This is a genomic window from Kribbella pittospori (genome assembly GCF_004331465.1).
Taxonomy (GTDB): domain Bacteria; phylum Actinomycetota; class Actinomycetes; order Propionibacteriales; family Kribbellaceae; genus Kribbella; species Kribbella pittospori.
Genome location: NZ_SJKB01000001.1, coordinates 1366520 through 1379846 on the forward strand (window position 1 = coordinate 1366520; position 13327 = coordinate 1379846).

Annotated in this window: 12 protein-coding genes; 4 read left to right on the plus strand and 8 right to left on the minus strand. The window is 68.0% G+C overall.

The window, feature by feature from the left end; all coding sequences use genetic code 11:
• Positions 1-16 precede the first annotated feature (16 nt).
• The 7 genes from E0H73_RS06250 to E0H73_RS06280 all read right to left on the minus strand — a co-directional run bounded on the left by E0H73_RS06250 (position 17) and on the right by E0H73_RS06280 (position 8925).
• On the minus strand, positions 17-214 hold the full coding sequence (locus E0H73_RS06250) for a glycoside hydrolase family 99-like domain-containing protein (RefSeq protein ID WP_131352405.1): 198 nt from the start codon (positions 212-214) through the stop codon (positions 17-19).
• Positions 211-3012, minus strand: a complete 2802-nt coding sequence (gene cphA, locus E0H73_RS06255; RefSeq protein ID WP_131352407.1) for a cyanophycin synthetase — start codon at positions 3010-3012, stop codon at positions 211-213. Before cphA ends, E0H73_RS06250 begins: the two co-directional genes overlap by 4 nt.
• Before the next feature lie 6 nt (positions 3013-3018).
• Positions 3019-4095, minus strand: coding sequence for a cyanophycinase (locus E0H73_RS06260; RefSeq protein WP_131352409.1), 1077 nt, complete (start codon positions 4093-4095; stop codon positions 3019-3021).
• Between the two features lie 101 nt (positions 4096-4196).
• Complete coding sequence (locus tag E0H73_RS06265) at positions 4197-5843, minus strand: P-loop ATPase, Sll1717 family (RefSeq protein ID WP_131352410.1); 1647 nt, start codon at positions 5841-5843, stop codon at positions 4197-4199.
• A gap of 154 nt (positions 5844-5997) precedes the next feature.
• Positions 5998-6882 carry a GNAT family N-acetyltransferase gene (locus tag E0H73_RS06270; protein ID WP_131352413.1) on the minus strand — a complete coding sequence of 295 codons (885 nt, stop codon included), beginning with the start codon at positions 6880-6882 and terminating at the stop codon, positions 5998-6000.
• A gap of 37 nt (positions 6883-6919) precedes the next feature.
• Complete coding sequence (gene serB / locus E0H73_RS06275; protein WP_131352415.1) at positions 6920-8137, minus strand: phosphoserine phosphatase SerB; 1218 nt, start codon at positions 8135-8137, stop codon at positions 6920-6922.
• Positions 8138-8190: 53 nt separating this feature from the next.
• Positions 8191-8925 carry a hypothetical protein gene (locus E0H73_RS06280; protein ID WP_131352417.1) on the minus strand — a complete coding sequence of 245 codons (735 nt, stop codon included), beginning with the start codon at positions 8923-8925 and terminating at the stop codon, positions 8191-8193.
• Between the two features lie 98 nt (positions 8926-9023).
• Here E0H73_RS06280 and E0H73_RS06285 point away from each other — a divergent pair, with 98 nt between their 5' ends.
• The 4 genes from E0H73_RS06285 (at position 9024) to E0H73_RS06300 (ending at position 12659) form a co-directional block, all read left to right on the plus strand.
• Positions 9024-9806 carry an ABC transporter ATP-binding protein gene (locus E0H73_RS06285; RefSeq protein ID WP_131352419.1) on the plus strand — a complete coding sequence of 261 codons (783 nt, stop codon included), beginning with the start codon at positions 9024-9026 and terminating at the stop codon, positions 9804-9806.
• 80 nt (positions 9807-9886) lie between these two features.
• The gene (locus tag E0H73_RS06290) at positions 9887-10414 is read left to right on the plus strand and encodes an NfeD family protein (protein ID WP_131352421.1); all 528 of its coding nucleotides are present in this window, start codon (positions 9887-9889) and stop codon (positions 10412-10414) included.
• Positions 10415-10604: 190 nt separating this feature from the next.
• Positions 10605-11771, plus strand: a complete 1167-nt coding sequence (locus tag E0H73_RS06295) for an SPFH domain-containing protein (protein ID WP_238163857.1) — start codon at positions 10605-10607, stop codon at positions 11769-11771.
• 141 nt (positions 11772-11912) lie between these two features.
• On the plus strand, positions 11913-12659 hold the full coding sequence (locus E0H73_RS06300; protein WP_131352423.1) for a sulfite exporter TauE/SafE family protein: 747 nt from the start codon (positions 11913-11915) through the stop codon (positions 12657-12659).
• On the opposite strand, the gene E0H73_RS06305 is transcribed toward E0H73_RS06300, so the two are convergent.
• The gene (locus tag E0H73_RS06305; RefSeq protein WP_131352425.1) at positions 12643-13293 is read right to left on the minus strand and encodes a TetR/AcrR family transcriptional regulator; all 651 of its coding nucleotides are present in this window, start codon (positions 13291-13293) and stop codon (positions 12643-12645) included. The genes E0H73_RS06300 and E0H73_RS06305 overlap by 17 nt on opposite strands.
• Between the last annotated feature and the right edge of the window lie 34 nt (positions 13294-13327).

Below are 13327 nucleotides of genomic sequence, written 5' to 3' on the forward strand. Positions count from 1 at the left end.
GGCCGGCCGTCGACCGTCAGATAGTTCGGCCGCGAGAAATACCGCTCTCATCCCGATACCCCAGCATCGGCACCTGCGGCTGCCGATGGCTCTCGAACCGAGGCCGAGCCGCCTTCAGCAACTCCCACTCGGTCCACCCGTCACCGAACCACGCGACGTTGCGGGGATCCCGATGCCAAACCGGGAAGTAGTACGCCAGAACGGTCGGCCTCACTCCATCCCAGCCTCGGTCTCCTCATCCGGCTGCACGAAGTCGGGGTCGCCGCCCTCGTCGCCCGACCGCGCACCGGCCTGGGCCAGGTGCGAGACGGACTCGAGCTCGGCCAGCACGGTCTGATGCTGATCCACGCACAGGACGACGAGATCGCCGGGGTTGGATCGGCTCAGCGCGTGCCGGATCGCGGCGAGTTCGTCCAGCACGATGTCGATCTGCCGGCAGCGCGCGCCGTTCTCCATCGCCCGCCGTACGCCGGCCTCGACCAGCGCGGCGGACTCGCCGCGCTTGCGACCCCGCAGCCGTGCATCCTCGCGGACGATCACCACGTCGAAGTGCTGCGCCGCGACCTCACCCAGCTCGCGGATGTCGTCGTCGCGCCGGTCGCCCGCGGTCGCGACCACACCGATCCGCGACGGACGGCCGAGCTCGGACGACGCGTTCAGGCTTTCGCCGAGCCGGTCGACGAAGTCGCCGAGCATCCGCATCGCGGGTGCGTTGTGGCAGTAGTCGACGATCACTGTGCGCCCGTCGACGTCGATCTCGTTCAGCCGCCCGGGGGACAGATAGTACGACGTGTTGAACGTGCGCAGACCCTGCCGGATGTCGTGCAGCGGCGCCCCGGCCGCGAACGCCGCAGCCGCAGCGGCCATCGCGTTCTGCACGTTCATCATCGCCCGCCCGCCGAACGTTGCCGGGAGCAAGTGTGTCCACGCCAGCTGCATCGACCGCCGGCCGTGTTTGACCACGATCATGTCGCCCAACTCGGACCGCTCCAGCACGACCGCCCGGCCACCCCGGCGGCAATGCCCCTCGATGTAGTCGCGCACCTCGCTGCCCGGCTCGGCCATGCTGAACCACACCACCTGCCCGGAACACTTCCGCCGCATCTTCCGCACCAACGGGTCGTCGGCGTTCAGTACGGCGTACCCGGTCCGCGGCACGGCCTCCACGAGGACAGCCTTCACGTCCGCAAGCTGCTCAAGCGTGTCGACACCACGCATCCCCAGGTGGTCCGGCTGGATGTTGAGTACGACGGCGACGTCATTGCGCTCGTACCCGAGCCCCTCGCGCAGGATCCCGCCGCGCGCCACCTCGAACACTGCGAAGTCGACCCGAGGATTCTGCAGCACCATCCGGGCGGACTTCGGCCCGGACGCGTCGGAACGGATCACCAGCCGCTCGTCGATCACGATGCCATCGGTCGACGTCATCCCGACCTTGCGGCCCATTCCCTTGAAGACGTGGCTGATCATCCGTGCGGTGGTGGTCTTGCCGTTCGTCCCGGTCACCGCGACGATCGGGATCCGGCTGGTCGCGCCGGGCGGGAACAGCATGTCGACGACCGGCTTGGCGATGTACTGCGGTTCGCCGATCGTCGGGTTGGTGTGCATCCGGAACCCGGGCGCCGCGTTCACCTCGCAGATCGCCCCGCCGGTCTCGCGCACCGGCTGGGTGATGTCGGGGCAGATGAAGTCGATGCCGGCGATGTCGAGCCCGATCATCCGGGCCGCCTCCTCGGCGATCTCGACGTTCTCCGGGTGCGCCTCGAAGGTCCGGTCGATCGAGATCCCGCCGGTGGACATGTTGCCGGTCAGCGTGAGCTTCACCATCTCGTCTTCGGGCGGTACGTCGTCCAGCTCGAAACCCTGGCTCCGGACGAGTTCACGCGCCGCCGCGTTCACGGTGATCCGGGTCAGGATCTTCTCGTGCCCGACCCCGCGCCGCGGGTCGGCGTTGGTGATGTCGACCAGCTCCGCGACGGTGTGGATGCCGTCGCCGACCACGTGCGCGGGCACGCGTTCGGCGATCGCCTCCATCCGGCCGTTGATGATCAGGCAGCGGTAGTCCTTGCCGGTGACGAAGTTCTCCACGATCACCCAGCCGCGGCGGGACTGCTCGGCCGCGATCGGGAACGCCTCCCGCAGTTCGTCCGCGTCCTGCAGGTTCAGGCAGACGCCGCGACCGTGGTTGCCGTCCAGCGGCTTGCAGACGACCGGGTACCCGATCTTGTGCGCGACCGTCACCGCCTCGTCGACCGTGCGGACCGACTCCGACCGCGGCACCGGCAGACCGGCCGAGGCGAGCAGTCGAGTGGTCAGGTCCTTGTCGCTGGCGATGTCGACCGCGATGGACCCGGTCTCCGAGGTCATCGTCGCCCGGATCCGCTTGGCATGTACGCCCTGGCCGAGCTGGACCAGGCTGGCCTTGTTCAGCCGGATCCACGGGATGTCTCGGGACACCGCCTCGTCCACGATCGCCTGCGTCGACGGGCCGAACGCGGTCCGCTCGGCCTGCTTGATGAACTTCTCCAGCTCGGTGGTGAAGTCGAAGTCCGACGCCGGCTGCACGAGGTTGTTCACGAACCGGACGGCGAGTTCACCGGCGGCCAGTCCGACCGCCTCGTCGGCGTACGCGTAGGTGATGTTGTAGCGGCCCGGGAAGCCCTTGACCTGTCGGGTCTTGCCGCGCCGCATGTCGTGGCCGGCCTCCTGCTGGAGCTGCAGCGACACGTGCTCGGCGATGTGGCCCAGCCAGGTGCCCTCGTGCAGCCGCTCGATGAAACCGCCGCGGCGGCCGCGCGAGCAGTGGTGCTGGTCGAGCCGGGGCAGGTACTCCAGCAGCTTCTCGGTCAAGCCGGGGATGGTGTTCGAGGGGAAGTTCTCCAGCGAGCCCAGGTCCACGACCAGGTGGATGGCCGGGTCGTAGCTCCAGACGTTCGGCCCGCGGTACACGCGGGTCTCGATGATCTTCAGGTCCGGGCTGGGCGCGCCCTGCGTTGCGGCAGTGTCAGTCATTCGGTCCTACTCTGATGGCGGCGTGCGGTCGGGGTCGTCGAGGTGGGCGCCGGCCGTGAACGGCTCGGTCGCCTCCGGTCTGGACTCCCCGGCCGCCGAAGATCTCCCGGCCGCCCGTTTGGACGACTCCGCCTGCGCGGTCCGGCGTCCCGCTCGCCGCTTGCGATCCGCGTAGTACTTGGGTGATACGCCCTCGGCGGCGATCTCCCTCGCCAGCTTCTGCAGGTCCGCCTCGGCGGCCTCGAGCTCAGCGATCTCCTCGGCCGGCGGCTGCGGGCCGTACGACAGCAGCACCCGCGCCTCCAGGTCGAACGTCGCGGTCGCAGGCAACACATGCAGTACGACGCCGGACGCCAGAATCGGCTCGGATCGCTTGGCGTAGTGGGCGTTCGAGGCGATCCGGCTGCCGTCGAAGATCGTCACCGCGCCACGGCCGACGACCTCCAAGTGAGTACCGCGGACAACGGCGGCCGTGTCCTCGTCGACGCCGATGCCGAGCAGACCGGGGGACTGGGCGACCAGCGACAGCAGCCGGCCGTACCGGTTCCGCTGGGCGAAGTGCTGGTCGACGATCGCGCCCTGGACCAGGCCGAGACCGCCGGACAGCTGGCTCATCCGCTGCCGCGGGGTCGCGCCCGAGCGGCCGAACGCGATCATGTGCTCGGCCAGGATGCTCGCGCCGGCCGACGTACCGCCGACCGTGGCACCGCGGGCGTGAGCAGCGGTGACCGCGCGGCCGAACGCCGTACCGGTGACGACACCGGCGAGCTTCAGCTGGTTGCCGCCGGTCATGAAGATGCCGGTCGCGTCCTCCAGCGGCTCGAGGAAGGCCGGATCGTCGGCGTCCTCGCGGTTCTCCGGGCGAACACCGACGACGCTCGCCGCGCCGAGGGCGGCGAACAGTGCGTGGTACACGTCGACGACGTCCGGCCCGAGCGCGGACGCGGTCGGTACGACCACGATCCGGGCCTTGGATCCACCGGCCGACTCGACGAACTCCTGCAGCACCGTGCGCTTCTTCAGCTTGTCCTCGGCGCCACCGATGGCGAACAGAGCCCCCGGTCCACCCTGCAGATCAGACATAGCCGAAGGATAGGTGCTCACCCCCTCCCGAGCCGCAATCCGGGCAGCGATGTCGGCCGGGGACCAGGGCCGTCCAGCTCGACGAGCCGGAGTCAGGCGTACTACAAGCGCCGGCGGTGACCGGCAAGAGTCGTCATGTCCAGCGCATCCCGGAAGGCCGGATGGACGACGAAGTAGGTGGTACGAGCGAGTTTCGACGGTCGATCGAGATAGTCCGGGTCGTCGTAGCTGAAGACCGGACGACCACCTGTCACGAGGCATCCGAGGAAGCCGATGTCGAACAGGAGCTCGATGACGTCCTTGTACTTGTCGGTCCAGACGCTCTGCTCGGGATTCCAGATCTCGGCGGTCAGCCGGCAGAGCCAACTGGTCCCTACGAATGCGTGGTCCGCGGCCAGCGTCGCGATGTCGTCCAAGGCCGCGGACATTTGAACTCGGGACAACTTGTACGGCCTTCCTTCGAAAGTGGAAAGCACATCGTCGATTCCCGGATAGGTCGGCTTCCATTCATCGCGGAGCGCGAGTCTTCGGTCGTGTGAGTACGGGGATTCGGCCGCTCTGATCCGTTCCCAGGTGATTCTGGGGTTGTCCTCCGTCCCCTCGAGACATTCATTGAGATACGCGATGGCGTCCCGAGGTCTCATCAGCGTGCGGCGGAGAATGAAAGCCAGTGGGTCGCCGCGCGTCCTGGTCGTCGACGGCAGCAGGTGACGAACCGTCGCCACTTCCAGGCCGCGCGGGGCCGCGGCTGCCCGGACACGTTCGTCCAACATGGCCTCGAGGTCGGCCGACGACCACCGCAATCGCATCGACAAGGCGCGGAACTTCTCCTCCTGTCCGCCGGTCCGCCGGCCGAAGTCGAGGGCCTCGAAGATGTTCGTCCGCAGTGCCACGAGGACTTTCAGGTTCTGCACGCGCTGCAGGTCGGAAACCGCGCGGAACAGACAACGGATGAGAGCGTTGACGACCGAGTCGTCGACCCAGTCCTGGTCCAGATCGTCAATGATGATGAAGGTGAAGTTCTGACGGGACTCGAGAATGTCCTCGTCGAGTACCTTGATCATCTGGTTGAGTCGCGGCAACTGGGTCGCGTTGACGATTCTCTGATAGCGGTTGACGATTTCGATCTTGCTCGCCTGGGAGGCGGTGATCCCGCCGCCTGCCGATGCCTTCACGAGTTTGGCGTCGAACGAGCCGGCACCGTTGATCTGCGACTCGAAGCGATCGGCTATCTGCCGGACGCGTTCGTCCGCCTCGCACCAGAACTTGCCCTGGAAGTCCTCGAGATACTTCAGGGCTTCCGCCTGGCTTTTGTCGCGCTTGAGTTTATCGGCCAGTACGGCAAGGAAGTTCTGCTTACCGGCCGATGAGTCGACCTGGTAGCGATGCTTGATGATCTCGACCAGCAGGACATGTTTCCAGAGGGCAACGAAGAACGGGTCCAGGTGTACTTCGTGCTCGCTCAGCCAGCGCACCGACTGGAGATCGGCGACATAGGTCAGGGACAGGTCTTCCGGGTTGATGCGGATGACGTGATCCGGGTATTCGTACTCCAATCGCCGCAGGAGCGCCGACTTGCCACTACCCGTTCGGCCGATGATGAAGCACCGATGATCGTCTCTGGACGAGACAGCCTTGTATTGATTGGTTTCGCCGAAGGCTTTCTCGAGAAGCGGGTCGGCCTCCGCCTGCTGTCCGCCGAGAGAGAATCCTGAGCTGAGACGCGGAGCGTGCCTACTGCGTGTCATTTTTCCCCCACCGTCTGATACACGCCAGTGGCTGCATGCTAAGCACAGACAGTTACCGGGGGAAGAGGGCAGCGTGTAACGTTCCCGCTACCTATCGTTCGCAATTAATAGACGGACCGGTCTCCAATCGGTCAATTCGGTACCTGGTTCCGGGTCAGACCGATGCGCGATAGACCGTCGTACTGCGGCGGACGTGCATGCCGAGGTGTTCGTACATGGCCAGGGCGCCGGTGCCGGAATGGGTCCAGAGGATGCAGCTGTCGCGTCCGAGCCGGGCGAACTCGGCGCAGGTCTGGTCGAGCATCGCGCGGGCGATGCCCTTGTTCCGCTGGTCGGCCCTTACTGCGAGCTGCTCGACGTACCCCTCGCCGCTGTCCGGGAGGTCGAGCGCGAGCACCGCACCGACCAACTCGTCCCCGGCGTACGCCAGGGTCGACACCTCAGGCAGGAAGCTGGGCCGCTCGACGGTCAGCTGGCCCCACTCCTCGAAGGACTTCCGGCGTGACTGGAAGGCGGAGAACGCATCCTCGACCAGCTCATGCACCTCGTGCGCCCGCGCGGGGTCATACGCACCGAGCCGGATCCCAGCCGACAGTTCGCGAGCCGCGGGTACGTCGATCGAGCGCACGAGCAGCCAGTTCGTCGCGAGCACCTCGTACCCACGGGATCGGAGCAGGTCCGTGCCGGCCTTGTCCGCGTCGTCCACGGTCTGGGCGACCCAGTCGCTCCCGGCCTCATGGGACCGTGCCTCGATCCAGTCGAGCAGCATCGTCCCGATCCCAAGCCCGCGGTAGGACGGGTGGACGGCGACCTGGGCTCGCTTGCCCAGATGGAGCCAGACCCAGCCGGCCAGATCGCCGTTCTCCGCGTGGACGACGAGGGTGTCGCGCTCAGGATTCAGCCCGGGGCGGCGCAGGTCCGCCGCGACCTGGTCCGGAATCGCGTCGACCTGACCGTGCCAGTCCTGCTCGCCGGCGGCGATCACCTGATACATGGCGCCAGCGTCGTCGGGTGTCGCGGGCCGGCTGGAGAGCTCCATGTCGCGATCTTCCCGCAACCGCGGGTCCCCGGGAATCTCAGGCCGGGTTGTCCGCGTCCGCGGCTTCCACTTCCTCGCGGCTGATGCCGAGCAGGTACAGGATCGTGTCCAGGTACGGCACGCTCAGGTGCGTGTCGGCGGCCGCGCGGACGACCGGTTTGGCGTTGAACGCGACACCGAGCCCGGCCGCCGCGAGCATGTCGAGGTCGTTGGCGCCGTCACCGATCGCGACCGTCTGGGACAGCGGCGTACCCGACTGTGCTGCGAACCGCCGCAGCGCGGTCGCCTTACCGGCCCGGTCGACGATCGCGCCGATCACCCGGCCGGTCAGCTTGCCGTCGACGATCTCCAGCTCATTCGCCTGCGCGTAGTCGATGCCGAGCTCCGCAGCCAGCTTGCCGGTGATCTGGGTGAACCCACCGCTGACGATCGCGAACTTGTACCCGAGCCGCTTGAGCGTCCGCACCAGCGTCCGCGCGCCCGGTGCCAGTTGGATCGCGTCGTACACCTCGTCGAGCGCCGACACGGGGAGACCCTCGAGCTTGGAGACCCGGTGCCGCAGCGACTCGGCGAAGTCGAGCTCGCCGCGCATCGCCTGCTCGGTGACGGCCGCGACCTCCTCCAGCCGGCCCGCGTGCCCGGCGAGCATCTCGATGACCTCGCCCTGGATCAGCGTCGAGTCGACGTCCATCACGATCAGCCGCTTGGCCCGGCGGTACAGCCCACCGTCCTGCACTGCCACATCGAGGCCCTGCCGGACACCCTCCAGCGCGAGCACGGTACGCAGCGTGTCCGGGTCGGCACCGGACACGGCGATCTCCATCGCGGTCACCGGGTACCGCGCCATCCGGCTGATCCGGTCGATGTTGGCGCCGGTGTCGGCGATCCGGCCGGCGATCGCGGCCAGCCCGGCCGCGGACAGCGGATGCCCGATCACGGTCACCTGGCTGCGGCCCTTGCGCCGCGGCTCGTTGTCGCCGACACCCTTCTTGACCGAGATGTCCACGTCGAGAACATCGGCCAGCGCCTTCAGTTCCTCTTTCAGGTCCTTGTGGTCACGCGGTGCGGACAGCAGGACGCCGAGGACCAGCCGGCCCCGGAGCACGACCTGTTCGGCGTCGATCACCTCGAGGCCACGGGTCGCAATCGTCGAGAGGACGGCGGACGTCAGCCCGGGCCGATCGGTGCCGGTCAGCGTGACCAGCACGGTCGGTCGATCGGGTGAATGGTTCTCGAGCTCAGCCTCTTCTGTCATCGCAGTACCGACGCTACCCAAATCACCTGTCGGTCTGCTGTCCGGTCCATATCTCAGGCGTGAACAGGAGGCGCGCAGGCCGCGACCAGCGCGCGCCGGGCCGCGGCGGCGAGGTCGAGCAGCGCCCGGCGGCGTGCATCTGCCTCCGCACCGGTCACTGCCGCGCCGTCATCCTCAAGCGCCGCGTCCGCGATGGCCAAGCACCGCCGGGCGGTCGCCGCCGCCTTCACCGCGCGAGGTTGGTAGCCCGGGGCAAGGTCGTCGTTCCGGCCGCTGCCGATCTTGCGGATGTCGATCAGCGCGTCCGCGACCTCGGGCTTCCAGCGCGCGACGTCGAGCGCAGCCAGCGAGTCCGCGGCCTCGATCAAGGCCAGTCGCAGACCACGGTCCGCCTCGCCGATGTCGGCCGGCAGCGGACTGGTCGCCGGCATCACACTCCACTGCACGGCCGGACCGACGTACGCCGGAACCAGTCCGATCTCAGCGCCCGACAGTACGACGGCCTCACCCGTTTCCAGGGCGGCCTCGTTGAACGACGGCGGTCCGGCGAGTCCGATCGGGTCACCCGGCACCGGTAGGGCGAGGTGGGCCTGCGTCGCTCCGGCGGCACGCAAGAGGTTCAGCGCGACCGGGAGAGTGGCTGGCTCCGGATGTCCGGCCAGGCCCGCGACGTGGTGCCCGACGTCGTCGCCGAGGATCTTCTGTGCGGCGGTGTCGGGGTCGCAGGCACCGGTCAGCATCGAGTTCGTCCAGACGGTGAACCGGACCGAGGCGGAGGTGGTCAGCACGCCCGACAGTCTCCCACCACCACACCGGCCGGACGACTCCGGCCAGGCAGGTCCAGGGTGGGTTCCGGGCACGCGGAGCCACCCCGTAGGTTTTGGGCATGACTGCAGTGGTGGAGCTGGCCGGGGTGTCGATCGTCCGCGGTGACGCGCTTCTGCTCGACGGGATCGACTGGACCGTCGACGAGGCCGACCGCTGGGTGGTGATCGGACCGAACGGTGCCGGCAAGACCACCCTGCTGCAGATCCTCGCCGCCCAGATCCACCCGACCGCAGGCGTTGCCGGACTGCTCGGTGAGGTGCTCGGTGCGATCGACGTCTTCGAACTGCGGCCGCGGATCGGACTCACCAGTGCCGCATTGGCCGACCGCCTCCCCAGGGGTGAGCGGGTCGCGGATGTCGTCGTCTCCGCGTCGTACGCCGTCCTTGGTCGTTGGCGGGAGGAGTACGACGAGCTGGACCACCAGCGGGCCAAGGAGTTGCTCAGCGAGCTCGGGATCGCACATCTGAGCGAGCGAACGTTCGGCACGTTGTCGGAGGGCGAGCGGAAGCGGGTGCAGATCGCTCGCGCGCTGATGACCGACCCCGAGCTGATGCTGATGGACGAGCCGGCCGCCGGTCTCGACCTGACCGGTCGTGAGCAGCTGGTGCGCTCACTCAGCTCGATCGCGACCGCGGTCGGTGCCCCGGCGATGGTCCTGGTCACCCACCACGTCGAGGAGATCCCGCCCGGCTTCACCCACGCGCTCCTGCTCAAGCAGGGCCGGATCGTCTCCGCCGGCCCGATCGCCGAGGCCCTCACCTCGCAGACCCTGAGCGACACCTTCGACCTCGCCCTCTCCCTCAACCACGAGGACGGCAGATACACCGCCCGCGCACTCTGAGCCACTTCGTACGGATCCTGTGACCGGGCAGGCACGTCCAAGAGCCTGTGTGGGGACCGGAACGTGGATAGGCTTGGCAGATGATGGATTGGCTGCGGGACAACGTGTGGGCGGCTTGGCTGACGATCGCCGCCGTCCTCGGTCTGGCCGAGCTCGCTTCGCTCGACTTCACCCTGCTCATGCTGGCCGCCGGTGCGCTCACGGCCGCCGGGGTGGCGGCCTTCCTCCCAGGACTGCTCTGGCTGCAGATCGTCGTCGGCCTCATCACGGCCGGCGCGATGCTGGCCGCGATCCGTCCGCTGCTCGTGCGCAAGATGCACCACGGCGGCGAGCTGAAGACCGGTTCGGCCCATGTCATCGGCCGCACCGGGACCGTGGTCAAGGAGATCCACCCCGACGGCGGCGGCTCGATCCGGCTGAACGGTGAGCTCTGGACCGCCCGCCCGTACGACGAGGTGTCGACGATCGAGCCGGGCACCCGGGTCGAGGTGATGGCGATCGACGGCGCGACCGCTGTCGTCTACCCGGTCGGCGACCCGCTGCACCACCAGCTGAACAACCCGGAGTCGACGCCGAACCCGAACCCGACCGACCCGCCCCAGAACTGAGAGGGCGGCTGACACACAACCGACGCGGTGGGCCGGTTGAGTCGGCCCCTGCGCGCAGTACTGTCGGAATCGAGGGACGGCAGCGATCCCTGATGGATCAGGCGCCCGACTCGCCGGGAACCGGAACGCCGGGTGGCCCGTCGATAGGAAAGACTGTCCGTCCTGAGGGTTCTGTCGAGTGGAGGGTCTAGTGACCGCGTTCCTCATAGTGCTTGCGGTGGTCGCCTTGCTGGTGATCGTCACATTGGTCAAGTCCGTCCGGGTGGTGCAGCAGCAGACCGTCGGGATCGTCGAGCGATTCGGCAAGTTCAAGACCGGTTTGCAGCCGGGACTGAACCTGTTGACGCCGTTCGTCGACAAGGTTCGCTACACCATCGACATGCGCGAACAGGTGGTCGCGTTCCCGCCCCAAGGGGTCATCACCGAGGACAACCTGATGGTGTCGATCGACTCCGTCATCTACTTCCAGGTGAACGACCCGGTCCGGGCGACGTACGAGATCTCGAACTACATCCAGGCGATCGAGCAGCTGACCATGACGACGCTGCGAAACATCATCGGTGGCATGGACCTGGAGCAGACGCTGACCAGCCGCGAGGAGATCAACGAGAAGCTCCGCTACGTGCTGGACGAGGCGACCGGCAAGTGGGGCATCCGGGTCAACCGGGTCGAGCTCCGCTCGATCGACCCGCCGCCGTCGATCCAGGACTCGATGGAGAAGCAGATGCGCGCGGACCGCGACAAGCGCGCCGCGATCCTGACCGCCGAGGGTATGCGGCAGTCGGCGGTTCTGTCCGCCGAGGGCCAGAAGCAGTCCGCGATCCTCACCGCCCAGGGTGACCGGGAGTCCCGGATCCTGCGCGCGCAGGCCGAGCGGGAGGCCCGGATCCTGAAGGCACAAGGTGAGGCGCAAGCCATCACCACGGTGTTCAACGCGATCCACGCCGGCAAGCCGGACCAGGGTTTGCTCGCGTACCAGTACCTGCAGATGCTGCCGTCGATCGCCCAGGGCGACGCGAACAAGCTGTGGATCGTGCCGAGCGAGATCGGCGACGCGCTCAAGGGTCTCGGCAGTGCGGTCGGCCAGGTGGCCGGCATCACGCAGAAGGCCGAGGGGTCCTGGCAGGCGCCGGAGCTCGACAACGGCCACGCACCGGAGATCGAGGGCGTCCCTGCGCTCGCCCCGGACGCCGCGGTGGCCGAGGCCGACAACGCCGTCGCGGAGGCGATCGCCGCCGCGCAGAACGCGGCGGTCAGCAGCCGCACCCAGCAGACCCCGCCCACGACCCTGCCGACGACGCCGCCGGTGTCGCCGAACTCGGAGCCCCCGGCTGCCGAGCCGCCGCAGGATCGCTGAGCAACAACCGTCGACAGGGCCTTCCCGGTACGTCCGGGGAGGCCCTGTCTTCGTCTTGTCGCTGGAACGATCGAAGCCTGACTGCTCAACGGACGGACCGATGAGCGCGACCTCCGGTCAGATGCGTAAAGTCTGGCAGCGATGACATGGTTCGAGGCGCTGTTCGTCTTGGTGGCGGGGATGGGCGCGGGCACGATCAACGCTGTGGTGGGGTCGGGCACGCTGCTGACGTTTCCCGCCCTGCTGGCCGTGGGAATTCCGCCAGTGCTGGCCAACGTCAGCAACAGCGTCGGTCTGTCTCCCGGTACGGCGGCCGGTGCGATCGGCTACCGCCGTGAGCTGGAAGGCCAACGCGGCCGGATGATCCGGCTGATCCCAGCGTCGTTGCTCGGCGGCGTTGTCGGGGGAGTGCTACTGCTCACCTTGCCCGACTCCGCGTTCCATGCCGTCGTCCCGGTGCTGATCCTGCTGGGCTGTCTGCTGGTTGCCTTCCAGCCCTGGTTGTCGAAGTGGATCAGCGTGCCGTCGCACGCCCATCGCGGGGCCTGGTGGGTGATCCCCGCGGTCTTTGCCACCGGCATCTACGGCGGGTACTTCGGTGCCGCGCAAGGTGTACTGCTGATGGCGATCCTCGGCCTCGGCCTGGACTCGAACCTGCAGCGAATGAACGGCCTGAAGAACGTCCTCGCCACGGTCGTCAACACGGTGGCCGCGGTGCTGTTCATCTTCGTCGCCGACGTCGATTGGCTGGCCGCCGGTCTGATCGCGGTCGGCTCGACGATCGGAGGCTTCCTCGGCGCCCGCTACGGCCGCAAGCTGCCGCCGATCGCGCTGCGGGTGCTGATCGTCTGCATCGGCATCCTCGCCATCGTCACGATGGTGTTCTGACCCGCAGACCCTCCAGCAACAGATCGAGCCCGTAGTCGAACTGCTCGTCGCCACCCGTCGTCCGGGCCAGCTCCGGCGCCAATTCGACGACCGTCGGGAAGTCCCGCGCCGACAACGACTCCATCGTCGTCCGCAGTCGCCGCCAGGCCTCCGGATCACGGCGCTCGGCGGCCATCTGGATCTCCCAGGACGTTGCCCCTAGCACGTACGTGAACAGCGTGGTGTGGGTCCGCGCGGCCGTCTCCGGATCGAACCCGGCGGCGCGCAGTACGCCGAGCAGACCCTCGGCCACCCGGGCCGTCTCGTGCCCCGCCAGCGGCCGGCTCGCGAGTAGTTGCGCCAGGCAAGGATGCTGGAGCATCAGCAGCCGCAACCCCCGGCACACCGCCCGGACCTGGTCCGGCCACGACACGTCCTGCGGTACGGCGGGCAGCAGACCCATCAGGTGGTCGCGGACAGCGTCGTACAGGTCGTCCTTGTTGCGGAAGTAGGTGTAGAGCGCCATCGGGCCGACCCCGAGCTCGGCGGCCACGCCGCGCAAGCTGAACGCGTCGGTGCCCTTGGACTCCATCAGCTCGAGTGCGGTCCGGACGATCAGCTCGGAGCTGAGCGTGTTGCGCGGTGTCCGGCCCATCTCGATCCCTCCTTGGAAGCAGCTAACGTACAGT